The organism is Chitinimonas lacunae (genome assembly GCF_042650885.1).
Taxonomy (GTDB): domain Bacteria; phylum Pseudomonadota; class Gammaproteobacteria; order Burkholderiales; family Chitinimonadaceae; genus Chitinimonas_A; species Chitinimonas_A lacunae.
The window spans coordinates 2,098,726-2,122,672 of record NZ_JBHSBU010000001.1; the positions used below are offsets into that span (position 1 = coordinate 2,098,726).

20 protein-coding genes are annotated in these 23,947 nt (G+C 64.0%); 8 read left to right on the top strand and 12 right to left on the bottom strand.

The window, feature by feature from the left end:
* Nucleotides 1-20: 20 nt before the first annotated feature.
* From ACFOW7_RS08550 to sat, 4 genes are all read right to left on the bottom strand, one after another.
* Nucleotides 21-872, bottom strand: coding sequence for a tryptophan 2,3-dioxygenase (locus ACFOW7_RS08550; RefSeq protein ID WP_378163113.1), 852 nt, complete (start codon nucleotides 870-872; stop codon nucleotides 21-23).
* A gap of 104 nt (nucleotides 873-976) precedes the next feature.
* Entirely contained in the window at nucleotides 977-1,579 is a 603-nt protein-coding gene (locus ACFOW7_RS08555; protein WP_378163116.1) for an adenylate/guanylate cyclase domain-containing protein, read from the bottom strand.
* Between the two features lie 277 nt (nucleotides 1,580-1,856).
* Nucleotides 1,857-2,333, bottom strand: a complete 477-nt coding sequence (locus ACFOW7_RS08560; RefSeq protein WP_378163118.1) for a superoxide dismutase family protein — start codon at nucleotides 2,331-2,333, stop codon at nucleotides 1,857-1,859.
* Nucleotides 2,334-2,605: 272 nt separating this feature from the next.
* A complete protein-coding gene (sat, locus tag ACFOW7_RS08565) occupies nucleotides 2,606-3,823 on the bottom strand; it encodes a sulfate adenylyltransferase (RefSeq protein WP_378163120.1) in 1,218 nt (405 codons plus the stop codon).
* A gap of 231 nt (nucleotides 3,824-4,054) precedes the next feature.
* Here sat and ACFOW7_RS08570 point away from each other — a divergent pair, with 231 nt between their 5' ends.
* Complete coding sequence (locus tag ACFOW7_RS08570) at nucleotides 4,055-5,176, top strand: ABC transporter substrate-binding protein (protein WP_378163122.1); 1,122 nt, start codon at nucleotides 4,055-4,057, stop codon at nucleotides 5,174-5,176.
* 102 nt (nucleotides 5,177-5,278) lie between these two features.
* Here the strand turns inward: ACFOW7_RS08570 and ACFOW7_RS08575 are convergent, their stop codons facing one another.
* The 8 genes from ACFOW7_RS08575 to ACFOW7_RS08610 form a co-directional block, all read right to left on the bottom strand.
* Nucleotides 5,279-6,178, bottom strand: a complete 900-nt coding sequence (locus ACFOW7_RS08575; protein WP_378163124.1) for an SDR family oxidoreductase — start codon at nucleotides 6,176-6,178, stop codon at nucleotides 5,279-5,281.
* 20 nt (nucleotides 6,179-6,198) lie between these two features.
* Nucleotides 6,199-6,669, bottom strand: a complete 471-nt coding sequence (locus ACFOW7_RS08580) for a DUF2231 domain-containing protein (RefSeq protein ID WP_378163126.1) — start codon at nucleotides 6,667-6,669, stop codon at nucleotides 6,199-6,201.
* Nucleotides 6,666-6,911 carry a hypothetical protein gene (locus ACFOW7_RS08585; RefSeq protein ID WP_378163128.1) on the bottom strand — a complete coding sequence of 82 codons (246 nt, stop codon included), beginning with the start codon at nucleotides 6,909-6,911 and terminating at the stop codon, nucleotides 6,666-6,668. Before ACFOW7_RS08585 ends, ACFOW7_RS08580 begins: the two co-directional genes overlap by 4 nt.
* A gap of 289 nt (nucleotides 6,912-7,200) precedes the next feature.
* A complete protein-coding gene (locus tag ACFOW7_RS08590; protein ID WP_378163130.1) occupies nucleotides 7,201-7,626 on the bottom strand; it encodes a hypothetical protein in 426 nt (141 codons plus the stop codon).
* 263 nt (nucleotides 7,627-7,889) lie between these two features.
* Nucleotides 7,890-8,936: an RNA ligase (ATP) gene (locus ACFOW7_RS08595; protein WP_378163133.1), complete on the bottom strand. Its 1,047-nt coding sequence runs from the start codon at nucleotides 8,934-8,936 to the stop codon at nucleotides 7,890-7,892.
* Nucleotides 8,937-9,108: 172 nt separating this feature from the next.
* Nucleotides 9,109-9,711 (bottom strand): DUF6891 domain-containing protein, encoded by a 603-nt coding sequence (locus ACFOW7_RS08600; protein WP_378163135.1) that lies wholly within the window; start codon nucleotides 9,709-9,711, stop codon nucleotides 9,109-9,111.
* A 21-nt stretch (nucleotides 9,712-9,732) separates the two neighbouring features.
* On the bottom strand, nucleotides 9,733-10,500 hold the full coding sequence (locus tag ACFOW7_RS08605) for an SMI1/KNR4 family protein (protein ID WP_378163137.1): 768 nt from the start codon (nucleotides 10,498-10,500) through the stop codon (nucleotides 9,733-9,735).
* Between the two features lie 96 nt (nucleotides 10,501-10,596).
* Nucleotides 10,597-12,549 (bottom strand): acetoacetate--CoA ligase, encoded by a 1,953-nt coding sequence (locus ACFOW7_RS08610; RefSeq protein ID WP_378163139.1) that lies wholly within the window; start codon nucleotides 12,547-12,549, stop codon nucleotides 10,597-10,599.
* Between the two features lie 216 nt (nucleotides 12,550-12,765).
* Here ACFOW7_RS08610 and ACFOW7_RS08615 point away from each other — a divergent pair, with 216 nt between their 5' ends.
* The 7 genes from ACFOW7_RS08615 to ACFOW7_RS08645 all read left to right on the top strand — a co-directional run bounded on the left by ACFOW7_RS08615 (nucleotide 12,766) and on the right by ACFOW7_RS08645 (nucleotide 23,825).
* Entirely contained in the window at nucleotides 12,766-14,223 is a 1,458-nt protein-coding gene (locus ACFOW7_RS08615; RefSeq protein WP_378163141.1) for an alpha/beta fold hydrolase, read from the top strand.
* Nucleotides 14,220-14,993: an ABC transporter ATP-binding protein gene (locus ACFOW7_RS08620; RefSeq protein ID WP_378163143.1), complete on the top strand. Its 774-nt coding sequence runs from the start codon at nucleotides 14,220-14,222 to the stop codon at nucleotides 14,991-14,993. The genes ACFOW7_RS08615 and ACFOW7_RS08620 overlap by 4 nt, the downstream gene beginning before the upstream one ends.
* Entirely contained in the window at nucleotides 14,990-16,162 is a 1,173-nt protein-coding gene (locus ACFOW7_RS08625) for an ABC transporter permease (protein ID WP_378163145.1), read from the top strand. Before ACFOW7_RS08620 ends, ACFOW7_RS08625 begins: the two co-directional genes overlap by 4 nt.
* Nucleotides 16,163-16,668: 506 nt before the next feature.
* A complete protein-coding gene (gene aroC / locus ACFOW7_RS08630) occupies nucleotides 16,669-17,769 on the top strand; it encodes a chorismate synthase (RefSeq protein WP_378163147.1) in 1,101 nt (366 codons plus the stop codon).
* 175 nt (nucleotides 17,770-17,944) lie between these two features.
* Nucleotides 17,945-20,224, top strand: a complete 2,280-nt coding sequence (locus ACFOW7_RS08635) for an NADP-dependent malic enzyme (RefSeq protein WP_378163149.1) — start codon at nucleotides 17,945-17,947, stop codon at nucleotides 20,222-20,224.
* 264 nt (nucleotides 20,225-20,488) lie between these two features.
* The gene (locus ACFOW7_RS08640) at nucleotides 20,489-22,030 is read left to right on the top strand and encodes a hypothetical protein (RefSeq protein ID WP_378163150.1); all 1,542 of its coding nucleotides are present in this window, start codon (nucleotides 20,489-20,491) and stop codon (nucleotides 22,028-22,030) included.
* 292 nt (nucleotides 22,031-22,322) lie between these two features.
* A complete protein-coding gene (locus tag ACFOW7_RS08645; protein WP_378163152.1) occupies nucleotides 22,323-23,825 on the top strand; it encodes a tetratricopeptide repeat protein in 1,503 nt (500 codons plus the stop codon).
* The last annotated feature ends 122 nt before the right edge of the window (nucleotides 23,826-23,947 follow it).

Below are 23,947 nucleotides of genomic sequence, written 5' to 3' on the forward strand. Positions count from 1 at the left end.
CCGCAGGCGGCCGGTACTGCTTAACTGCCGATATGCGACCTCACCTGGAACAGTTCCGGGAAGAAGGTCAGCTCAAGCGCCCGCTTCAGGAAAGCCACGCCCGACGAGCCGCCGGTACCGGTCTTGAAGCCGATCACCCGCTCCACCGTCTTCATATGGCGGAAACGCCAGAGCTGGAAGGCTTCTTCGACATCGACCAGTTTTTCGCACATTTCGTAGGCGTCCCAATGCTCGCGCGGCGCCTGGTAGATGGTCTTGAGCACCGCCACCACCGACTCGCTGGCCTGATAGGGGGCGCTGAAATCGCGCTCGATCCGGTCAGCCGGCACGGCAAAGCCGCGCCGCGCCAGATGGCGCAGGAATTCATCCCACAGACTGGGCGCTGCCAGATCGCGCTGGATCGCCGCATATTGGGCGGCATCGTGGCGGAACACCTCGGCCTGGCCCGGATGCTTGTTGCCCAGCAGGAATTCGAGGGTACGGTACTGAAACGACTGAAAGCCCGACGACTGACCCAGCACCGGGCGGAATTCGGCGTATTCGGACGGCGTCATGGTTTCGAGCACCGCCCACATATTGAACAGCTGCTGCTGGATCAGCTTGACCCGGGCCAGGATCTTGAAGCACGGCTCCAGCTCGTCGTGCTGCACAAAGGCGATGGCGGCGCGCAGTTCGTGGATCAGCAGCTTGAGCCATAGCTCCGACACCTGATGCTGGATAATGAACAGACTCTCATCGTGATGCGGCGGGTCGGACAGGGGCTGCTGCGCCGCCAGCAGAATATCGAGACGCAAATAGCCGCCATAGCTCAGGCGGTCGGTGAAATCGGTCTGGATGCCCGCTTCGAGCGGACGTTGATTGGTCGATGACATAAGGGAACGATCAGGGTCAGGAGCAGGAATAAGTGAACCGATCTTGCGCCCGCCCATCGACCTTGGCAAGGCGCGCCGCACCATGGCCGAGCTGGCGTTTTCCCTTATGCGACACCGTCGAGCCGGAACACCAGCCGGGCACCGAACAGCGTTCCCTGTTCGATAAAACGGTAGCCCGCCGCCGTGCCTGCGGCACGTACCGCTTCCGTCACGAGGGTCTCGCCACCACAGGCATGATCCTCACCGAGCTTGGCCGCGGCATTGACCTCCGCTCCCCATACCTCATGGCGCCCGACACACAGCACTTCGCCATAACCGATGCCGATACAGACATCGAGCCGCTCGGACTCCTCACAGCCATCGTTATAAACGGCACAGGCGCGCTGTAGGGCCAGCGCGCAGGCCAGGGCATCGGTGGGGGAATCGAACAGCGACAGCAGCGAGTCGCCATCGCGCTTGAGCGCCCGGCCGCCATGCTCGGCGATGGCGGGCAGGAACAGCCGCTCGGACGCATAGATCAGGCGCAGGAAATGCACGATGCCAAACGCTTCGACACGGCGGGAAAAGCCGACCAGGTCGGTGAACATCACCGCCTGAAGACGGGCAAAACGGGCGCAGACTGCCGCTTCGGCCGCCAACAGGTCGCCCCGGTGCAGATCGAGCAGCCGGCGCAGTTCAAGGACATCAGGGTCGTCGCGGTCGGGCATCGCGGCGGGCTCCAGCAGACGGGACAGTTTCCAGCGTAGTGCAGCCGCTGGTCCTGTTGCGCCTTAGGATGACGAGCCTGCTTTTTCAATGCGTCAGGGTCCGGTTGGAATCCGGCCCGAACGCCCAGCCCCCTCCTGCGGCCTCGCGGCCGTTGCAACCGTGTCCAGCAAAGGCCTGGCATAAGGCATCGTGCCGTCCGTCCCGGTCCTGATAGGCACTCGGTTCCACCACCGCCTTACCGGCCCGACCGGACGGCTTCGGATGGGCCATCCCCAATCAGCGGATCGCCCCGCAGGCTACCCGGCCACCGGCGTCGCCGCTGGGCTGCGAGCGCAGATCGTCGCGCTTTTCATGCACGATGACTGCGCGGCCCTTGAGGGTGGCGAGGGTAGCGCCCTTGACCTTGGCATCGACTTTGGCGCGGCCGCTGTTATCGGCCATGACATTGCCCAGATCGCCCTGATGGTGGTCGGCGTCGGGACTGCCGTGCGGTTTGCCCGTCGGGTTGTAATGGCCGCCCGCCCCTTCGGCATTGCCGGCGCACTCGGCGTTTTCATGGAGATGGAAACCATGCTGGCCCGGCGTCAGGTTTTCCAGCGTGCCTTGGACGGTGACGCCATCGCTGGTCTCGCTCAGCGTCAGTGCGCCGCGTGCCGAATTGCCGACGGTGGGATTGAGTTCGACTTTGACCGGGGCGTCAGCCGCGATGGCAGCGCTGGCGCAGAGCCAGACTGCCCAGATAATTTTTTTCATCTCTTCCTCCTGGGAATGGTCAGGTAGCGGCCAGCGAGGCCGCGGCAGTAGAAAAGGCGGGCGAGGCGATCGCCCCCCTTCCCACCTCAGCATGCGGCTTGCCTGCCCGTGACGTTCGGGCGCAAAGGCAGGCTGCGACTGGGTTCGAGGCAGCAGACGGATAGCCTATAGAGAAAATATCCTGCAAAACCTTTGCAAGATGTACAGACATCTATATGTAAAAAGGAAAAAGGACCGTCAAGCGGTCCTTTTTACTGGCGGTGCGAGCCGGTTCAACGGGCCGAATGGCCGCTCAGCTTCACTTCCACCTTCTCATGCTCAGCAAGCCCGGCGTAATACTCCCGCAGGATGGCCAGCACCTCGGGTCGGCTGAAGGCCGCCGGCACTTCGCCGTTTTCGCTCAGCAGCTTGCGCAGCTTGGTGCCCGACAGCAGCAGCCGCGACGATTCGGGATGCGGGCAGGTCCGCGCCGAGGCCATACCGCCGCATTCCTCACAATGGAAGGTCCAGTCGATCTTGAGTGGCTTGATCTCGAGCGCATCGGCCGGAATCTCATCGAAGACATACTGGGCATCGAATGGCCCGTAGTAGCTGCCGACGCCGGCGTGGTCGCGGCCGACGATCAGATGCGAGCAGCCGTAGTTCTGGCGGAACAGCGCATGGAGCAGTGCCTCGCGCGGCCCGGCGTAGCGCATATCAAGCGGGTAACCCGCCTGGATCACCGTATTGGGCACGAAGTATTTGTCGATCAGGGTCGAGATGGCGCGCGAGCGCACCGGGGCCGGAATATCGCCCGGCTTGAGCCGACCCAGCAGCGAATGGACCAGCACGCCGTCGCAGGTCTCGACCGCGATCTTGGCCAGATACTCATGCGAGCGGTGCATCGGATTGCGGGTCTGGAAGGCCGCGATGGTCTTCCAGCCACGGGCCGCGAATTCGGCCCGGGTCTGGGCCGGCGTCAGGAACTGGTCACCGTATTCCTCGGGGAAACCACCGGTGCTGAGCACCTTGACCGGCCCGGCCAGATTGACCTCGCCCTGGGCCAGCACCATGGCAACGCCCGGATGCTCCGGGTCGCCCGTGCGAAAGACCTGCTGGCATTCCCACCCCTTATCGATCGTGTATTGCTCGCGCACCGTCAGGATGGCGACGATATCGTCGTTCTCGGGGTCAACCAGCGCCACGTCGCTGCCGATGGCGATTTCGCGCGCCAGCTCGGCGCTGGTGGAGAGGGTGATCGGGATCGGCCAGAACAGGCCGTTGGCCAGACGATAGTCGCGACAGACGCCTTCCCAGTCGGCTTTGCCCATAAAGCCCTCGAGCGGGGTGAAGCCGCCGATGCCGAGCATGATCAGGTCGCCCTTTTCACGCGAACTGACCGGGAGGCGGGGCAGACTGGCGGCACGGGCGCGCTCGGCGGCCAGTGCGGCACCTTCAAGCAACAGCGGCTTAAGCGGACCGCCACCATGGGGAGTTACCAGACGGGTCATGGCTATGCAGAGAGAGCGGGAAAGCGCCGACTATAGCACCGGCTTTCCGCCTGGCTTTCGACCGAATGGCACTATCGAAATAGCGTCAGGTTCGCAGCGATTGGCACGTGCAATTATCTGTTTGCGCTAAAAAAGCAAGCGGTTGCTCGACTATTGCCATGACAACAATTTCTCTACAATCGTCCCTTCCGAGCAAAGACTCGGATCGACAAAGCCAGGAGCAACACCTTGATGCGTAAAATCTTCAGCGGCCTCGTTCTCGGCGTGGCCAGCGCGCTGCTATGCGCGGCCGTCGCGGCCGAACCTTTCGTGATCGGCCATATCGGTCCGGTTTCCAGTCAACTGCGCGAGACGGCGCTGAGCAGCGAGGAAACCCTCAATGCCTTTTTCGATGAGCTGAACAAGAAAGGCGGGGTCAACGGCAACAAGGTGATCATCCGCCATGGCGACGACGCCTTCGATGCACAAAAGCACGCCGCGCTCACCCGGGAAATGATCGAGCGGCACAAGCCCATCGCCTTTCTGGGCGCCGGCGGCTCGGGCGGGCCGGCCGAATTGCTGAAGCAGAATATCCTGGCCGATGCGCGGATTCCGCTGATCGCTCCGATCTCCGGCGCGCCGGCGCTGCGCAACAATCCCTATATCTTCCATATCCGCGCCAGCTGGGCCGACGAGCTACAAAAGCTGATGCAGCAGATGCAGTCGCTGGGGCACAGCCGCATCGGCGTGCTGTTCCAGAACGATTCGGACGGCAAGTTCGGCCTGTTCGCTTCGCGCCAGGAAGCCAAGCGGGCCAATGTGGAAATCGTCGCCACCGGCAGCTACGAAAAGAACACCACCGAAGTCGCCGCCGCCGTCAAAGCCTTGTTCGAGGCCAATCCGACCGCAATCCTGATGCTGGGCACCGATGACGCCTGCGCCGCCTTCCTCAAGGCTTACCGCAAGGCGGGCGGCATGGCGCAGATGTATACACCGTCGATCGTCGGTGCCAAGCAACTGATCGCCGACGCCGGGCTCGACGCGGCCCGTGGCACCGGCATCAGCCAAGTGATGCCGTTCATCTATACCGATGCCTCGCCGATCGCCAAGGAATACCGCGCCTTCGTCAAACGCAACAAGCTCAATCTCGGCTATGTCGAGTTCGAGTACTACATCGCTTCCAAGCTGCTGGTCGAAGGGCTGAAAAAGCTCGACAAGAACAACAGCACGGGCGAAGGGCTGATGGCGGCGCTCGAATCGATCCAGAACTACAATCTGGGCGGCTTTCGCCTGAGCTTTGGCCCAGGCAACCGGGTCGGCTCCAAATTCGTTGAAGTCACGGTCATCGGCCCGACCGGCGAACTGATTCGCTAAGACGAGGTGAACCAGGCTGCCGACGGTGGGGAAAGCCTGGCTCTCCCACCGTCGGCAGCCTGGTTCCTTTCAGGCCGTAGAAAAGCGAGCTGGTGCAGCGCTTCAATGCGAGCCGGCCGGTCGCCGGCCGTGGGTGCCGCTGCCGCCGCAGGCCCGATAGAGCGCCCCTTCAGGGTTGCGTGGCCGTTCGGGGTATTGCTGCTGCTTGAGCCGGCTCGCTGCCATCCGGTCGCCCAGGGCCGGGACGAACTTGGCCATGGCGGTATTGAGGGTGGCCATCACCCCGACCTTATCGACCCGGGTTGGCGTCACGGCCGCAGCCAGGATGGCCTCGGCCACCAGCTTGGGTTCGATCTGCGGCGAAGGCAGCTTGGGTTCATGCGCCATATAGTTGCGGGCGTGCTGGGGAAACGGGGTATCGACCGCGGTCGGTTCGATCAGCGTGATGGACACCGGCGCCTTATCGACCTGCTCCACCTCGACCCGCAACACATCGGTAAAGCCTTTGACCGCGTGTTTGGACGCCACATACATCCCTTGCAGCGGAATCGCCGCCTCGGAGGCTTCGCTGCCGATATTGATCAGCGCCCCGCCCTGGCGGCGCAGGTAGGGCAAAGCCACCAGCGAGCCGTGGACCACGCCCCAGAAATTGGTTTCGAACAGACGGCGGCTGTCCTGTTCCTCGACCTCTTCCAGCCGGCCGTAGATCGAGACGCCGGCGTTGTTGATCCAGGTATCGATCCGGCCAAAACGGGCAATCGCGGCGATGGCGATACTGACCACCTGCTCGCGCACCCCCACATCGGCCACCACATAGATGGCCTGGCCACCTTGCGCCTCGATCTCATTGACCAGGTCCGACAGCGCCGGCTCGCTGCGGGCGGCCAGTACCAGCCTGGCGCCGCGCTGGGCCGCCTCGCGGGCGGTCGCCAGGCCGATGCCGCTGGAAGCCCCGGTGATCACGATCACCTGTTCATCGATGGGTTTGAGCATTACCGACATGAGCTTCTCCTCGGCGGGATCTATTCGAGATGGAGCGAGCTGGAGGCATTGAGTCCCGCGTCCTCATAAACCCCCACCCCGAGCCGTGCCACCAGCTCACCGCCCAGCCAGGCCGTGAACAGGGCCAGCCCAGCGCCGCCAAACGACAGCACCAGTGCCAGCGTTGACGGGCTCAACAACGGCTCGCGCAGCCACCAGCTCAACAGAAACAGCGCCCCCACCACCAGATTACCGCCGCCGTGCAGCAGGCCGATCCGCTTGGCGCGCGTGCCCGCCGGGATGGCCAGCCAATCGATCAAGCCGAATGGCGCAGCGACCAATACGCCGATCAGCCCGGCACTCAGCACCCAGTAAGCGGCGATATTGACCTGGGTCCATTCGGTGAACAGATAAACCAGATCGAATACCACCGCCGTTGCCAGCAGCCCCAGTGGAAATACGATCAGCATCTGATGGATCGGATGCCCAAACAGTCTGGCTTTGCTTTTCATGGACTTTCCTCCTTGCAAGTGGGGTCCTGGTTGTGGCTGCTGGCCGGCCCATGTTTGCTTTCGCGTTCGGACAGATGGCAACAGCACTCGTGGACCGCAATTGGATCGCTGGCCGGAAAACTGCAAGCCACGGCGACATCTAGCACCTCGTCGTAGTCGGAACGCTTGGTCAGTACCGGCAACTGCTCACAGAACACGGTTTCGGGACAAGGCGGGGGGGTGGGACAGGGATTCTGCGCCATAGAGAGGCCTCCACAGATCAGGCAGTGCCGGCCGGGCCGGCGCTGGTAAAGCACGGGAAAACGACCAGGCAGCTTGCGCTGGACGCTGGGATTCCCCTGGCGGTGAGCAAACCCGGTTCCCGTCAGCACGGCTGGGCAGGAAAAATCGATGGCGTGGGTGGCAGCGCCGGCTCGGTGACGGCTGAGCCATTGCATTTCTGCACCGGCAGCGTGCAAAAACTACCAGACGGCCGCGGCAGGAACCGTCCGGGCCAGGCCACAGCGCGGTCATGGCCGTCAGCCGATCAGCTCAGCCCTGCGGAGCGCCACGGTCCCGGTCCTGCTTGTGGTCGGTGCCTGGATTGGCCGCAGGACGACGGCTGCGCCACTGTTCGAATTCTTCGAGCCACAGGCGGTCGCGCGCCTGACGCCAGTCGGCATAGTCACGGTCAAAGCTGCTGAGCTGCTCGGTCCGCCAGCGTTGGAAATGACGCGAGACTTCGCCGTGGGGATCGTGCCAGGGCACCATCGCGTCGGAGCGGGTGGCCGGGTATTGGCCGCCAACCCCGTACTGCCCCGGCGCAGCACCACGGCCCGATTCGATCGCGTCGCCGATACGGCTGCGGCCCTGGCCTTCGCTGCTGGCGCTGCTGACCCCGCCTTGCAAGCCATTGAGATAAGTCGCCGTCCCGTCGCGGGAACGGGAATCGACCACAGTGTTCGGATCATTTGTCATGGCAGTCCTCCTTGATCAATCTGCTTGGCCCGGACCCGATGGCCGGGCGCTAAGGCGCGAGGCAACTGCCATGCCGCGCAGTCCTGGCGGACGGCCGAGCCTGGTGTGCCATGCCATATGGGCTTGGGGGGCAGAGACAACGAGCACAACTGGTCGTAAAGAAGCGCCGCCTCTGTCCAGGAAGCGGCGCTTCTTTATGAGATGCCGACACGCTGCGCTGTCCGACTCTGGCCCCTCAGCGTATCGGGGAGAACGGCCTTTTCTCAGCGATCGCCGTGCTTGAGCAGGTAACTGTTGGCGATTGCCTTAAAGGAGAAGTCGCCATCGAGCCGTTTGAAGACCACGCCTTCGCGCCGGGTCGCCGGATTCAGCGACGGGCCTTCGGCGTAGTCGAGCACGGCGGCCATCTCGCCGTTGAAGCGGGCCAGGGTGGTGATTTCCAGCACAGGCACATGGCTCAGTGTGGCGCCGGCCGCGTTCAATTGATCGACCAGCCGCAGACGCTGTTCATGGCCCAGGTAGAGGCCACGGTCGATATCGAACACATCGTAGAGCCGGAATTGCTGACCGCGCAGTTTCTCCGGGTTGCCCTGGATGCCTTCGCCGATAAGCTCGCCTTGCAGGGCCAGATTGCGATCGAGCACGGCCAGCGCCTCCAGCAGGCGGTCCTGCCGCGCCACCCGCCACAGCGTATTACTGCGGGTTTCCTTGAGCCACCAGTTGCGGCCGCAGACGCCTTGTTCGTCGCCGTGACGGAATACCGTCATGCTGGCGCCGTCGAGCTTGACCGTGACTTCAAAGGGCAGATCGGCCTGCTCATACAGGACGCCGGGCAGGTTCTGCACCCGTTCCTGATCGGTCTTGCGCAGATAGGCCGGGAAAGGCCCCTCGACTTCGCCGGCCATCTCGGCGGGAATCGGCGCTTCCCATTTCTCGATGCCCAGCAAGGCGCTGAAATCGTGCTCCCGCCAGTCGGTTGGCGCGAGCTTGTTCAATTCAGCGCTGATCTCGGGAAATGCCAGCAGCGGCAGAATCAAGCCCTGCGACAGTTGGCCGCGCAGTTTGAGGGTACGCAGACGTACTCCTTCACGGCCTTCCCAGACGATGCGGTTCTGGACGAGGAATTGGTAACGTGGATCGTCGAGCGGCAAAAAGGCATCGATTTCGAAATAGACGCAAAAATCGCCCGGCTGGAATTCAGCCTTTTTAACGACGACCTGCCAGCCTTCGATGGTGGCGCATTCGATGGCATCGGCGCCAGGAATGGGGGTCAGCTTATCGACCCGCCTTACAGTGACGAGCTTTCTCAATGGCTATGTCCTTAAAATATTCAAAACAATATCGATGACTACAAAAAACCAGGCCGGCAATGCCGGCCTGGGTTGTATATCCAACTTCAGTTGGATTTGGATTTTTCTTCGAATCAGTCAAAAACAACCATAAGGGATTTCGCCAATGGCGAAATCTCCATTTCCACAGATTTCACATTTCCGCCGCGAAGAAATCCCGCCGCGTCCAGCGCTGCCAGGTCAGTTCCGGCAGCCAGACCCGGCTCTGCGGCTTGCCGTCCCATTCGGGCTCCAGACCCGCGTCGACCAAGGCGCTGAGCACTTTGCGGCCTACCGCGTAGGCGCGTTCGGCATTGTCGTTGAGGTCACCGAAAGTGAGCCACAGACCGGCGCCGTCGAGGGCGTGCTCGATCTCGTGGCCCGAATAGAAGCAGTAACCGTAGAAATTCTCGCTGCCCCGCTCATGGAGCGCCTCGGCCACTTCGGTAAAGCCATCGCTGACGCTATGGCCGGCGTTATGCACGCAGCAGATGCCTTCCGATTCGAGCTGGTCGAATGCCTCGTCGAGCCGGTCACAGTCGGTCCGGTCGGGCCAGTCGGCTTCGGCCGCGGACTTGGCCGCCCACTCCTGGTCCAGTTGTGCCCACAGCTCGGCGGCATTCAACTCGGCGCCGGCCTCGCTGCCTTCGTGTTCGATCAGTTGCGCCAGCAACTCCTCCACCTCGCTGGCGGTATAGAAACCCGACCAGACCCAGTAACGCACGCGCTCGGCACTATAAGTTGTTACATCGTTCATGCTGCTCCTCCTCGGGCAGGCTCAGACTTCATCGGTTTCAGGCGAATGCCCCACTTCGGCTATCTCGATCCATTGGGCCAGGATGCTGTCGAAATCGCCCAGCGGCGCCTCCCCTGTCAGCAAGGGCAGGAAATGGTCGTCGTAGAAGGACGAGAACTCATCCTGTAAATATCTGGCCGAGCCAAAACGCCCCTGACGGTCGAAAAAGAAATAGCTGCCGCCGCCAAAGGCGAAGCAGCAATATTCGCGGTTGATCCGTGCCAGATTGGCGGCGGTGAGCTGCGGATAATCGGGGTCGTCGCCATCGAGCTGGAATTCGGGCCGGTCGTTATGCCAGCGGAACAAGATGGTGTCGATCAGCCCGGGCGAATGCCAGTGACCCGACCAGGCCCAGCGGCCAGACTTGGGGCTGTCGGGGTCCAGCAGATCGAGCCAGGTGGCCGGCGCAGGAAAGAACAGATCGTCATAGCGCTCGGCCTGCCAATCGACGCGCTCGCCCTGCTCGTTCGGACAAGGACAGGTAAAGCCGCCATCGCTGTAGGACTCGAACCCGCCCAGACGCAGATAGCAGTCGCGCAAGCCCGGCGGCAGCGGCCAGCCGAGCCGCTGCGCCAGTGCCTCGACCTGCTCGGCGCTGGCCGGCGGCGACAGATAGTAGTCCAGCTGCAAACCCTGGAATTCCACCGCCGCCGGATCGCTGGCCCGCAACGCCAGCAGGCGTGCGTTGGGCTCGGCCACCTGCTCGTGCCAGGCTTGCAGCGCGGCGGCCAGCCGGTCGATCATGTCCATGGCGTTCTCCGTATCATTTATTAAAAAACTTCTAAATACCGCTATGTATCTAGCACAGTATTTACAGATAATTTTCTATCTGGCCATTTGGCGTGCCTAGTCGCGCAACTGCGGCAGATTCTCAAACAGCTTGAGCGCCTCGGGATTGGCCAGCGCATCCTGGTTCTTGACCGGCCGGCCGTGGATCACATTGCGTACCGCCAACTCCACGATCTTGCCCGAGATGGTGCGCGGAATATCGGCCACCGCGATCAACTTGGCCGGCACATGGCGCGGGCTCGCGCCGTCGCGGATCTTCTGCTTGATCCGGGCAGCCAGCGCTTCATCGAGCTGCACATCGGGCCGCAGCCGGACAAACAGCACCACCCGGACATCGCCGTCCCAATCCTGCCCGACCGCCATCGATTCGAGCACTTCGGGGAAGGTCTCGACCTGGCGGTAGATTTCGGCCGTGCCGATACGCACGCCGCCCGGGTTCAGTACCGTGTCGGAGCGGCCATGGATGATCACGCCGTCGTGCTCGGTCAATTCGGCCCAGTCGCCATGACACCAGATATTGGGGAAACGCTCGAAATAGGCGGCGCGGTATTTGGCGCCGTCGGGGTCGTTCCAGAAGCCCACCGGCATCGAAGGGAAAGGCTTGGTGCAGACCAGTTCGCCCTTTTCGCCACGCAGGGGCCGGCCCTCATCGTCGAACACCTCGACCGCCATGCCAAAGCCGCGCTGCTGGATCTCGCCACGCCATACCGGCTTGGTCGGATTGCCCAGCACAAAGCAGGACACGATATCGGTGCCGCCCGAAATCGAGCACAGCCGCACATCGGCGCGGATATCGCGGTAGACGTAGTCGTAGCTCTCGGGCAGCAGCGGCGAACCGGTCGAGTAGATCACCTTGAGGTCGGCAAGGTCATCGAGTTCGCGCGGCTTGAAGCCGGTCTTTTCGAGCGCGGACAGGTATTTGGCGCTGGTGCCGAAAGCCTGGCAGCGCTCGTCGCGGGCGTAGCGCCACAGCACCTCGGGCCCGGGCGCGAACGGCGAGCCGTCGAACAGCAGCAGCGTGGCTTCGCAGGCCAATGCCGATACCAGCCAGTTCCACATCATCCAGCCGCAGGTGGTGAAGTAGAACAGCCGCTCGCCGGGGTTGAGGTCGCCATGGAGCAGATGCTCCTTCAGATGCTGCAACAGCGTGCCACCGGCCGAGTGGACGATGCATTTGGGCACCCCGGTGGTGCCCGAGGAATAGAGAATGAACAGCGGATGGTCGAAAGGCAGCTGGGCAAAGGTCAGCGGCTCGGCCGGGCCGACGCAGAAGCCGCGCCAGGGCAATGCCACGGGAATGGACGCCAGATCGAGCGAATCCTCGGGCCGGGTATAGCCCACCACCACTACCTGACGCAGGCTGGGCAGCGCCGCGGCGATGCCGACGATACGCGGCAGCGAATCGATGGTCTTGCCGTTGTAGAAATAGCCGTCGGCGCAGAACAGCACCTTGGGTTCGATCTGGCCGAAGCGGTCGAGCACGCCCTGCTCGCCGAAGTCGGGCGAGCACGATGACCAGATGGCGCCAAGGCTGGTGGCGGCCAGCATCGCCACCACGGCTTCGGGCAGATTGGGCAGGAAACCGGCCACCCGGTCGCCCGGCCCGACCCCGGCGCGGCGCAGCGCGGCGGCGACTCGCTCCACCTGTTCGTACAGCTCGGCCCAGCTGAGCCGGCTGGACACTTTGTCTTCCCCCCGAAATACCAGCGCCGTCGTGTCGTCACGACGGCGCAGCAGATTCTCGGCGTAGTTGAGCCGGCTGTCGGGAAACCAGCGCGCTCCGGGCATCCGCTGCCCCTCGCTCAGGACCGTCTCGCCGCGCTGGCTGGCCCGCACCCCGGCATAGTCCCATAGCGTGGCCCAGAACGGTTCGGGCTGCTCGACCGAGAAACGGTAGAGCGCATCGCTATCGGCCAGCGTGACGCCGTGGCGTTCGGCCAGCAGATCGCAGAAACGCCGGATATGGCTGGTGGCAATTGCCGCCGGGGTCGGGGTCCATAAGGGGGTCATCTCGTCTCCATGTGTTCTCATAGGCCGGCCGGCGCTGCGGGTGGCACCGCCAGACGGCCGGGCGCGGCAGGGGTGGCGCCGCCGGAATCGTCGCCCGCACCCGGGCGACGGGGGCCTATGGTAGCGAATTCAGCCAGCCGTCGCAGCGCGCTTGCGGCGGCAGCGCCAACTCGGCCACAATTCGCCGCGATTTCATGCAAAAGGAATAAATCCAGCATGCGCGCCCTTCTTTCCCGGCCCGGCCTTGGCCTGGCTCTGTTACTGGCGCTAAGCCCGCTGGCCCAGGCCGATCCGATTGCTTGGCGCGAATGCCGCTTGCCGCGCACCCCCAGCGCCGCCCAGTGCGCCACGCTGCAACTGCCTGCGGCCGAAGGCGGCCAGACTACCCTCCCCATCCATATCGCCCGTCTGCCGGCCCTGGCGCGTCACCCCAAGCCCGACCCGGTATTCCTGCTCGCCGGCGGCCCGGGCCAGGCCGCCAGCGACCTTGGTCCGGTGGCTTCGGTGCTAGAGCGGCTGCGCAATGAGCGCGATATCGTGCTGATCGACCAGCGCGGCACTGGCCGCTCGCGCACCCTGCGCTGCGGCCAGCCGGCCCAGAAGGAAGATCCGCTGCGAGCCGCCCTCAAAGGCGTCGACGACCTTGCCGCCGTCGATGAATGTCTGCGCGGACTCAGCGGCGACCCACGCCTGCATACCACGGCCGATTATCTGCGCGATCTCGAAGCCGTGCGTGAGCGCTTGGGCTACGCCCAGATCAACCTGTGGGGCGGCTCCTACGGCACCCGGGTGGCGCAGGACTATCTAGGCCGCCATCCCGAGCGGGTACGCAGCCTGGTACTCGACGGCGTGGCCGCGCCCGGGCTCAATCTCTTGACCGACCTGCCGGTCCACGCCGAAACGGCACTACGCCGGCTCTACGCCGACTGCGACCGCGATGCGGCCTGCCGGGCCGCCTTTCCGGACGGCTGGCGCACCTTCCAGACCCTCAGCGACCAGCTGGGCCGCGCGCCGGTCGAGGTCAAGGTGGCCCATCCGGCCAGCGGCGAAATGGTCGAAGGCCGACTGACCCGCTCGGTATTTCATGGCGTGTTGCGCTCTCTGCTCTATCTGCCTGAGCGCGCGGCGCTGATTCCCCAACTGGTCGAATCGACCCGCCGGGGCGACTATGCCCCGCTGCTGGCAGCTGGACTCTCGGTCCAGCAGGGCATGGACGAAGACAGCCTCAATCCGGCCCTGTTTCTGGCGGTGGCCTGCGCCGAGGATTGGCGACCCGGCCTCGATGGCCAGGCCGTGCACGAACGGGCGCCGCTGTTTGGCGAATTGTTCGACCATCTCGACCATGCCTGCCGCCGCATGCCGCATGGCCGGCCATCGGCGGTACGTGAGCTGAAGCGTGGCAGTCAGGTGCCGGTCCTGCTGCTGTCTGGCGGACTCGACCCGGTAACGCCGCCCGCCCAGGCCGAGGCGGTGGCCCGTCTGCTGCCGCGTTCGCGTCATGTGGTGGCCAGCGGCTTCGGTCATATCATCACGCCTTACCGCTGCGTGCCGCGTCTGGTGAGCGACTTTATCCAGCGTGCCGATCCGGCCGCCCTGTCGCAGCGCTGCATCGACCAATTGGCGGCGACCCGGCGCCCGCCCTTCTATCTGTCCCGACTGGAGGCGCGGCGATGATCAATGCCCAGGCACTCGGCAAACGCTTTATGGTGAGCCAGCGCGGCTGGCGCCGTGCCAGCCAGGAAGTGGTCGCGCTCGACGGTGTCGGCTTCTCGGCCGCCGATGGCGAAATCACCGGCCTGCTCGGCCCCAATGGCGCCGGCAAGACCACCTTGATGCGCATCCTGGCCACCGTGGTCAAACCCGATAGCGGCTCGGCCTGGATCGACGGCCACGACGTGGTGGCCGATGCCCGCTCGGCCAGGCGCCGGCTCGGCGTTCTGGGCGATGCCAAGGGACTCTATCCACGGCTGACCGCACGCGAAAACATCTGCTATTTCGGCCAGCTCCAGGGCATGGAGCGGCAAGCCGCCGAAGCCGCTGCCGCGCGGCTGATCGAGGAATTGGGCATGCAGCGGATCGCCGATCGTTCGGTGGAAGGCTTTTCCCAAGGCGAACGGATGAAGACCGCCCTGGCGCGCTCGCTGGTCCATGGTCCGCAGACGGTGATCCTGGACGAACCCACCAACGGCCTCGATATCCTGGCCACCCGCACCACACGCGAAATGATCCTGGCGCTCAAGGCCCGTGGCCGCTGTGTGCTGTTCTCCAGCCATATCATGCAGGAGGTCGAAGCGCTGTGTGACCGGCTGGTGATCGTCAACCACGGCCGCCTGATCGCCAGCGGCACGCCCACTGAAATCCTCGACCAGAGCGGCCGCGATACCCTCGAAGACGCCCTGATGACCCTGCTCGGCCACGAAGCCGAGGGAGTGACCCGCGCATGAATGCCGTCCTCAACATCTTTCGCAAGGAACTGACCGAGCTGCGCCGCGACCGCAAGTCGATGATTGCCGTGCTGATGATGGTGCTGACCTCGGGACCGCTGGTGATCGCGCTGATGTTCTTTATGTTGAGCCAGCAGCTCGACAAGCTCGATGCGCCACGGGTGGCCGTGGCCAACCTCGAGGCGGCGCCCGAGCTGGTCGATTTTCTGGAGCGGCAGGGCATCAGCGTCGAAGCCGCCCCGGCCGATTACGCCGCCCGGCTGCGCGACGGCCGCTTGAGCGTGGCACTGGAGATCGACCCCGATTTCCGCGCCGATGTCGCCGCAGGCCGGCCGGCCACCATCCGGCTGCTGGCCGACAGCTCACGCGACAGTTTCAATGTGGTGTATCCGCATCTGCGCCGTGGTCTACAGGCATTCGACCGCGCCTGGGGCGACAACCGGCTGATTCTGCGCGGCGTGGCGCCGCAGGTGGCCCATCCGCTGGGTCTTGAGGAAGTCGATCTGGCCAACGCTGGCAACCGGGGCTCCAAGATGGCCAGCAATCTGATCGGCTTCTATACCCTGTTCGCCGGTCTGCTGGGCTCGCTTGCCGCCGCGCTCGAACTCACCGCCGGCGAGCGCGAGCGCCAGTCGCTCGAACCGCTGATGACCCTGCCGCTGTCGCCCTGGCAGATCGCCCTCGGTAAGTGGCTGGCCGCCAGCGTCTACAATCTGGCAGCCATCAGCGGCTGTCTGCTGGCCTATCTGCTGACCCTCAATTTCGCCCCGCTGCCCGAGGTCGGCCTGCCGTTCCGCTTCGGTCTGATCGAAGCCGGCAATTTTCTGGTGGTGATCATGCCGTTTGCCTTGCTGGTGCCGGCCGCCCTGCTGTTGCTTGGCAGCTTCGGCAAAACGGTCAAGGAAGCCCAATCGACCATCTCGGTTGGCCTCACCCTCACCGGCCTGATTCCGCTGCTCACCATGTTCCGCTCCGGCCCGCCCGCCGTGTGGGAAAGCTGGCTGCCCATGACCAGCCAGATGCGCGCCATGGAACAGGTGCTGCGCGGCGACCCGATCGCCCCGCTCGCCTGGTTCGCGCTGTGGCTGGTGCCGCTCGTGCTGACAGCGCTGTGTCTGGTTGGCCTGACACGCAATCTGGCAGCCGAGAAACTGCTGTCGAGCCGTTAGCGCATCTCCAGCCGATTCGGCGTCAGCGTGTCCGAACCTCAAAGCGCAGGCAGGCAGCGCCCCTCCAGGTTTAGCCGCGACGCCGATTCAAATGGAGAGGCACCTGGCGCATTTCCCTCTCGAATCGGTGTCAGCAGCAACATTGTCTGATCGGTCTGGAGCCGATGCACTGGGTCCGCCCCTTGCCCAAGTTTTCCGCACAGGCAACCCAGCCGTCCCGGCTGAACCGGGCTGGGCGGCTTTCACCACCCATCGGACCATGGGCCGGCTCGGACGCTCCGTGGCCCGGCAGGCAGAAGGCAGCCTGCTTGGCGAGGTGACGAAGGCGGAGACGGCTGCAAACAAGTCATGCTGATTTATTTATAAAACTTGAATTTACCGCTCTATATCTTGCAAATAATTTGCAAGAAATTTTCCATATTGAATAGACCGTTGCGCGCCCGCTGATCGCTCCTGTCTGACCGTGCTACACTCGCCCGGCGCGTTTGCATATCCCAGGAATTCCCATGTCCGGCTCCACCCTCGGTCTTTTGTTCACGGTCACTTCCTTTGGCGAATCGCACGGTCCCGGCATCGGCTGCGTGATCGATGGCTGTCCGCCCGGTCTGGCGCTCGATTGTGCCGATATTCAAACCGAACTCGACCGCCGCAAGCCGGGCACCTCGGCCCACGTCACCCAGCGCAAGGAACCCGATACGGTCGAAATCCTGTCCGGCGTATTCGAAGGCCGTACCACCGGCACCCCCATTGCCCTGCTGATCCGCAACCAGGATCAACGCAGCCAGGACTACGGCAAGATCGTCGATACCTTCCGTCCGGGCCACGCCGACTACACCTACTGGCACAAATACGGCATCCGCGACTACCGTGGCGGCGGCCGCAGCTCGGCACGCGAGACGGCAGCCCGGGTCGCCGCCGGCGCCGTGGCCAAGAAATGGCTGCGTGAGCGCTACGGCATCGAGATTCGCGGCTATATGAGCCAACTGGGCGATATCGCCATTCCGTTCAAGGGCTGGGAACACGTCGGCAACAACCCGTTCTTCGCGCCCGACGACGCCATCGTGCCGCAGCTTGAAGCCTATATGGAGCAGATCCGCCGCGAACGCGACTCGGTCGGTGCCCGGATCGAAGTGGTGGCCGAAGGCGTGCCGGTCGGCTGGGGCGAACCGGTGTACGACCGGCTCGACGCCGATATCGCCTACGCCATGATGAGCATCAACGCCGTCAAAGGCGTGGAGATCGGCGACGGCTTTGCCTCGGTGGCCCAGCGTGGCTCGTTCCATGGCGATGAACTGACGCCCGAAGGTTTTGCCAGCAACCACGCCGGCGGCGTGCTGGGCGGGATTTCGACCGGGCAGGCTATCCGGGTGAGCCTCGCGCTCAAGCCCACCTCCAGCATTCCGCAACCGCGCCGCTCGATCGACAAGCAAGGCCAGGCGGTCGAGATGTCCACCACCGGCCGCCACGATCCCTGCGTCGGCCTGCGCGCCACCCCGATTGCCGAAGCGATGCTGGCCCTGGTGCTGATCGACCATGCCCTGCGCCACCGTGCCCAATGCGCCGATGTGGCAGTCGACAGCCGCCCGATTCCGGGCCGGATCGGCTAAGCCCCAGGGCCGCCGCGGCGAGGCGGCGCGCCGGATGCGTCCTGCTTGCGCCCAGGCGCCACGCAGTTGTGCCAATGCGTCCTGGTGGGGCTTTCCACAGTACGCCCCCTTGGCCGCCGTCCTATAATGGCCGGCATTCCAGAACCGAATAAAACCGCTAGAGTTGGAGTCCCCGATGGATGAAGAGCTGCGCAAAAGCGCCCTGCATTACCATGAATTTCCGCGCCCCGGCAAAATCCAGGTAGCCCCGACCAAGCCGCTGGCCAGCCAGCGCGATCTGGCCCTGGCCTACTCTCCGGGCGTCGCCGCCGCCTGCGACGCCATCGTCGAAGATCCGCTCAACGCCTACAAATACACCGCCCGGGGCAATCTGGTCGCGGTGATCTCCAACGGCACCGCCGTGCTGGGCCTGGGCGATATCGGCCCGCTGGCCGGCAAGCCGGTGATGGAAGGCAAGGGGGTGCTGTTCAAGAAATTCGCCGGTATCGATGTGTTCGATATCGAAGTCGATGAAAAGAACCCCGACAAGCTGATCGATATCATCGCCGCGCTCGAACCGACCTTCGGTGGGATCAACCTTGAAGACATCAAGGCGCCCGAGTGCTTCTACATCGAACAGAAGCTGCGCGAGCGGATGAAGATTCCGGTCTTCCACGACGACCAGCACGGCACCGCCATCATTACCGCCGCTGCGGTGCTGAACGGCCTGCGGGTGGTCGACAAGGACATCGAGCGGGTCCGCCTGGTCACCTCGGGTGCCGGCGCTGCCGCCATCGCCTGCCTCGACCTGCTGCTCAAACTGGGCCTCAACCCGGCCAATGTGGTGATGTGCGACTCCAAGGGCGTGGTGCACACCCAGCGCGAAGACTGGGATCGGCTCGACGAGTCGAAGAAACGCTACGCCCAGGAAACCGCGCATCGCACCCTCAAGGATGCGATTGCCGGCGCCGACATCTTCCTTGGCCTGTCCGGCCCCAAACTGGTCACGCCCGATATGGTGCGCTCGATGGCTGCCCACCCGCTGATCCTGGCGCTGGCCAACCCCGAGCCGGAAATCCTGCCGCCGCTGGCCAAGGAAGCCCGCCCCGATGCCATCGTCTGCACCGGGCGTTCGGACTATCCGAACCAGGTCAACAACGTGCTGTGCTTCCCGTTCATCTTCCGGGGTGCGCTCGATGTGGGTGCCACCACCATCAACGACGAGATGAAGCTGGCCTGCGTGCGCGCCATCGCCGATCTGGCCATGGCTGAGCAGTCCGATGTGGTGGCCGATGCCTATATGGGCCAGACCCTGACCTTCGGTCCCGACTACATCATTCCCAAGCCGTTCGACCCGCGCCTGATCATCAAGATCGCCCCGGCCGTGGCCCGCGCCGCCATGGAATCGGGCGTGGCCACCCGGCCGATCGACGATCTGGCCGCCTATCACGATGCGCTGCTGCAATTCGTCTACAAGTCCAACCTGTTCATGAAGCCAGTGTTCGGCGCGGCCAAGAAGGCCAAGAAGCGGGTGGTCTACGCCGAGGGCGAAGACGAGCGCGTGCTGCACGCCGTGCAGGAAGTGGTCGATCAGGGCCTCGCCTCGCCCATCCTGATCGGTCGGCCCAATGTGATCGATATGCGGATCGAGCGGCTGGGTCTGCGCATCCGCCCGGGTATCGATTTCGAGCTGGTCAATAACGAATACGACCCGCGCTACCGCGAATACTGGAGCGAGTACTACCAGTTGATGCAGCGCCGTGGCGTCAGCCAGGAATTCGCCAAACGCGAGGTGCGCAGAAAGACCACCTTGATCGGTGCCCTGATGATGCGACGCGGCGAAGCCGACGCGATGATCTGCGGTACCTACGGCCACTACCATTCGCATCTGGAATTCGTCTGTCAGGTGATCGGCCGCAAGCCCGGCGTCAATACCTATGCGGCGATGAATGCGCTGATCCTGCCGCGCGGCAATGTGTTCATCACCGACACCTACGTCAATTCCGACCCGAGCGCTGCCCAGCTTGCCGAGATCACCGTGATGGCGGCGCGGATGGTGCGTAATTTCGGTATCCAGCCCAAGGTGGCGCTGCTGTCGCATTCGAGCTTCGGCACGGTCGATTCGCCCACCTCGGTCAAGATGCGCGAAACGCTGGGTCTGCTGCGCGAGATGGCACCCGATCTCGAAGTCGATGGCGAAATGCATGGCGATGCCGCGCTGTCGGGAGAAATCCGTAAGCTGGTCTTCCCCGACTCGACCCTCAAGGGCGAAGCCAATCTGCTGGTGATGCCGACGCTCGATGCCGCCAATATCTCGTTCAACCTGCTCAAGGTCAGCGCGGCCGACGGGGTGACGATCGGCCCGATCCTGATGGGGGTGGCAAAGCCGGTGCATATCCTGACCCCGACCGCTTCAGTGCGCCGCATCGTCAATATGACGGCACTGGCGGCAGTCGAAGCGGCCGAGTCGAATTAAGCGCCGCTTGTCGCCCAAACGCCCCGAATTGTCACATTCGGGGCGTTTTTTATTTTTTATTGTGTGCCTATTATTTGGGGCGATCAGAATGTCCTGATAATTTTAATTAGGCATATTTCCTGCTGTTGGCGTGGGAAATCGCCTGATTTCTTTCACCAATCTGTCTTATAATTCAGACAGAGTAAATATTTACATCCACCTGATTGAGTGTGAATTTGTTACGCTCGTTCCAACGTATACGCGTCAATCACATGGTCGACCACGATGGACTTGCTGCGCGCCCTGTTGCCCGCGCCCGAGTTGGAGCGTCTCTATAGCGAGGCCACCGACGCGGCGTATTCCGATCCGGAACTTCTGCGCCGACTGGCCAATGACGCCATCGCCGCCGCGCGACGGCGTGGCGATGTCGCCGGCGAGCTGCGCGGCCGACTCTATTTGGCTTCCGCCCAACAAACCCTGGGCGATATCGAAGCCGCCATCGAAGAACTCAATGAAATGCTGCTGCTGGCCGAGGCGAGCGACGATGACGACGCCCGTTTCGCTGCCTTGCGGGCGCTCGGTTCGATCTGCGATCAGGCCGGTTGTTTCGAGAGTGCGCTCGATTATCTGCAACAGGCCGAATCATCGCTCGACGCCGAATCCGACGAAGCCAAGTGCCGTGATCTGCGCCGTGGCATCGCCACCGTGTTTTCCCATACCGGCCGCCTTGAAGAGGCGGTCGAACGCCATCTGGCCCTGGCGCGCGACAGTGCCGCCTGCGGCAATCTCAAGGACCAGGCGGTCGATCTCTGCAATGCCGGCACCGATCTGGCCCGGCTCGGCCGCTACCAGGAAGCCCTCGATATCCTCGACGAAGCCGAAGCGCTGGTACGGCGCTTCCGCTGGCCGCTGATGCTGGCCACGGTGCACGCCGCCCGCGCCATTCCGCTGCGGGTACTCGGCCGCGAGGAAGAAGTCGAATACGAATTGCTGTCGGCACTGCCGGTATTTACCGGTGCCGGCCACGTCTCGGGGCAGATCGATGTGCGCATCCGCCTGGCCGAGCTTTATCTCGACCGCCACGATCTGTCCACGGCCCGACTGCTGCTCCAGGGCGCGGTCGAGATTGCTGCGGCCAGCGGCCGTACGCCGCAGCGGGTCGAGGCGCTCGATGTACTGATCCGGGTGTGCAAGGCCGCCGGTGAATTCGCCACTGCCCTCGACCATAGCGAGACCCTGCGCGAACTCACCCATCAGATGCATGAAGACGAGGCCAGCGACCAGGCCTGGCGCCAGCATGCCGAAGTCGAACTCGCCGCCGCCCGCAAGGATGTCGAACGGGTGCGCCGTCAGCGCGACCGCTGGCAGAAAGCCCATGCCGAACAGGCCCAGCTCAACGATATGCTGCGCGCCGCCCATAGCGTGCAGCGCAATCTGATCGCCGCGCTTTCGGCCAGCTACCTCGAACAGATGGCCGACGCCCGCCGCCGTGGCGAACGTGAACTGGCCCGCGCCAGCCGCTACCAGCGTCCGCTGACCGCCGCCTGGCTCGGCGTCGCCCAGCCGGAACTGGCACCAGGCTGGCTCGCTGGCCAGTTGCGCGAGGAAGATGTGGCCGTCCCGCTCGAAGGCGGCCTGCTATTGCTGCTGCCCGAGACCGATCGCGCCATGGCCGACGCCGTCTGCGCCCGGATCGCCCATGCCCATCTGCTCAGCTTTCCGGGCAGCGAGCCGCTCGATATCGAAGTCATCGAACACGTCGGCGGCGAAACCCTCGATCAACTGGCCGTCCGACTGCGCCATACCGTCAAAGCCGGACCACGCTGACGCCTTTCCCTTTACAATCGGCGTCCTTGTCGGCTTTGACGAGCCGGTAAGGCAGCGTGGCTATACCCGCGCCGGCGCGGCCGAGCCTCGTGCAGTGCCGGAGTGGTTCCGCCCAAAAATAAACTATTCAGCCAAATCACTGCAAGACTAGACCTAGCTCACAAACAAAAAAGAAAAACCTTCTAGATTTTCCTTCTTCAGGCCGCGACTTCGGGCGCGGCCTTCGCCGTTCAATGCTACAACGTGAACAGACGCGCCGATGCGGCGCGTCGCTAGCGAGTCGACCCCTCCTATGGATCTGAGCCACTGGCGCAAACTGCTGCCCGCACCGGAAATCGAGCAACTGATCGCAGAAGCGAGTCAGGCCAATTTCGCCGACCCGTATCGTCTGCTGAGCCTGGCCGATCAAGCCATCGCCGCCGCCCAGTTGCGGCCCGATCCGGCGGGCGAACTGCGCGCCCGTTTCTACCGGGCGCTGGCGCTCAATACCATCGGCCACACCATGGAGGCGATCGACGAATTCAATCTGCTGCTTGATCTGGCCCGTGCCCAGCAGGATATGGATGCCGCCTTTGCCGCCCTGCGTGGCCTTGGCATCGTCTGCGACGGCACCGGCTGCTACGACGCCGCCCTCGACTATCTGCGCGGCGCCGAACAGTTGCTTGGCGATGACGCCGACGAGGATCAACGGCTCGATGTGCGCCAGAGCATGGCCATCGTCTATTCCAAGACCCAGCGCCCGGCCGAGGCCGCCGAAGTCTTTCTGCAACTGGTCGAGCGCTACCGCAGCCTGGGCCGGGTGCGCGATCAGGCGATCAATCTGTCCAATGCCGCCATCTGCTATGCCAAGCTCGGCCGCTACGAGCAGTCGCTGGATCTGAGCGACCGGGCCGAAGCGCTGGTGCGGCCGCAGAACTGGCCCTTGATGCTGGCCATCGTCCACGGCAATCGCGCCACCCCGCTGCTCGAACTCGAACGCTACGAGGAAGCCCAGGGCGAGCTGCTGGCCGCACTCCATGTGTTTCATACCGCCGGGCATGCCGTGGGCGAAATCGATGTACGCACCAAGCTTGGCCGCATCTATCGCCACCAAGGCGACCCGGCCACCGCGGCCTTGCTGCTCGAACTCGCGGTCGAGCGCGCCGCCGGCGCCGGCCTGGCCCCCGCCCGGGCCGAGGCGCAGAAGCTCCTGGTCAGCCTCTACCGCGAACAGGGCGATTTCGAACGGGCCTTGCTGCACAGCGAATCGCTGCGCCAGCTCGAACGCGATCTGGGCGACCAGGAAACCCAGCGCCGGGTGCGCCAGCTCCAGACCGAACTCGACCTTGAACACGCCCGCCGCGACGCCGACGAAGCACGGCGCCAGCGTGACCGGCTCCAGGCGGCCCACGCTGCCGAAGCCGAACAGCATGCCTCGCTCAAGGCCGCCAACAGCGTGCAGCGCCATCTGATTGCCGCGATTGCCGGCGAGGGCGAGACCATCGATACGGCGCATCGCCGCGCCGAAGCCGAAGTCGCCCGCGCCACCCGCTACCACCGGCCGCTGGCCGCACTATGGCTGGCCCGCCGCCCCGGCTCGCTGCTGGCGGGTCTGATCGGCGAAGACGAAGTCCTGCTCGAACTCGAATCGGACGGTTATCTGCTGCTGCTGCCCGAGCGCGAGGCCAATGCCTTGCAGATGCGCTTCAGCCAGTTCTTCCCCAGCGGCGAATTCGGCAGTGCCGAGCTGCGGCCTGGCGACAGCCTGCAGAGCCTGATCGACCGCGCCCGCCGCCAGGCGCAACGCCAGTCCTGACCAGGAATTCCCCCAGCTAGGGCGATACCCAGGGGGGCTGGAATTTCCCGCGCAATGCCTCACACTCCTTCCTGCGCAACGGTCCAGTCAAACTGATCGGACCGAGAAAGCTTTTATTTTTC

What these genes read in the sequence shown, in the direction of transcription:
- ACFOW7_RS08550 (WP_378163113.1), bottom strand. Translation starts at nt 872, where the DNA reads ATGTCATCGACCAATCAACGTCCGCTCGAAGCGGGCATCCAGACCGAT.
- ACFOW7_RS08555 (WP_378163116.1), bottom strand. Translation starts at nt 1,579, where the DNA reads ATGCCCGACCGCGACGACCCTGATGTCCTTGAACTGCGCCGGCTGCTC.
- ACFOW7_RS08560 (WP_378163118.1), bottom strand. Translation starts at nt 2,333, where the DNA reads ATGAAAAAAATTATCTGGGCAGTCTGGCTCTGCGCCAGCGCTGCCATC.
- sat (WP_378163120.1), bottom strand. Translation starts at nt 3,823, where the DNA reads ATGACCCGTCTGGTAACTCCCCATGGTGGCGGTCCGCTTAAGCCGCTG.
- ACFOW7_RS08570 (WP_378163122.1), top strand. Translation starts at nt 4,055, where the DNA reads ATGCGTAAAATCTTCAGCGGCCTCGTTCTCGGCGTGGCCAGCGCGCTG.
- ACFOW7_RS08575 (WP_378163124.1), bottom strand. Translation starts at nt 6,178, where the DNA reads ATGTCGGTAATGCTCAAACCCATCGATGAACAGGTGATCGTGATCACC.
- ACFOW7_RS08580 (WP_378163126.1), bottom strand. Translation starts at nt 6,669, where the DNA reads ATGAAAAGCAAAGCCAGACTGTTTGGGCATCCGATCCATCAGATGCTG.
- ACFOW7_RS08585 (WP_378163128.1), bottom strand. Translation starts at nt 6,911, where the DNA reads ATGGCGCAGAATCCCTGTCCCACCCCCCCGCCTTGTCCCGAAACCGTG.
- ACFOW7_RS08590 (WP_378163130.1), bottom strand. Translation starts at nt 7,626, where the DNA reads ATGACAAATGATCCGAACACTGTGGTCGATTCCCGTTCCCGCGACGGG.
- ACFOW7_RS08600 (WP_378163135.1), bottom strand. Translation starts at nt 9,711, where the DNA reads ATGAACGATGTAACAACTTATAGTGCCGAGCGCGTGCGTTACTGGGTC.
- ACFOW7_RS08605 (WP_378163137.1), bottom strand. Translation starts at nt 10,500, where the DNA reads ATGGACATGATCGACCGGCTGGCCGCCGCGCTGCAAGCCTGGCACGAG.
- ACFOW7_RS08610 (WP_378163139.1), bottom strand. Translation starts at nt 12,549, where the DNA reads ATGACCCCCTTATGGACCCCGACCCCGGCGGCAATTGCCACCAGCCAT.
- ACFOW7_RS08615 (WP_378163141.1), top strand. Translation starts at nt 12,766, where the DNA reads ATGCGCGCCCTTCTTTCCCGGCCCGGCCTTGGCCTGGCTCTGTTACTG.
- ACFOW7_RS08620 (WP_378163143.1), top strand. Translation starts at nt 14,220, where the DNA reads ATGATCAATGCCCAGGCACTCGGCAAACGCTTTATGGTGAGCCAGCGC.
- ACFOW7_RS08625 (WP_378163145.1), top strand. Translation starts at nt 14,990, where the DNA reads ATGAATGCCGTCCTCAACATCTTTCGCAAGGAACTGACCGAGCTGCGC.
- aroC (WP_378163147.1), top strand. Translation starts at nt 16,669, where the DNA reads ATGTCCGGCTCCACCCTCGGTCTTTTGTTCACGGTCACTTCCTTTGGC.
- ACFOW7_RS08635 (WP_378163149.1), top strand. Translation starts at nt 17,945, where the DNA reads ATGGATGAAGAGCTGCGCAAAAGCGCCCTGCATTACCATGAATTTCCG.
- ACFOW7_RS08640 (WP_378163150.1), top strand. Translation starts at nt 20,489, where the DNA reads ATGGACTTGCTGCGCGCCCTGTTGCCCGCGCCCGAGTTGGAGCGTCTC.
- ACFOW7_RS08645 (WP_378163152.1), top strand. Translation starts at nt 22,323, where the DNA reads ATGGATCTGAGCCACTGGCGCAAACTGCTGCCCGCACCGGAAATCGAG.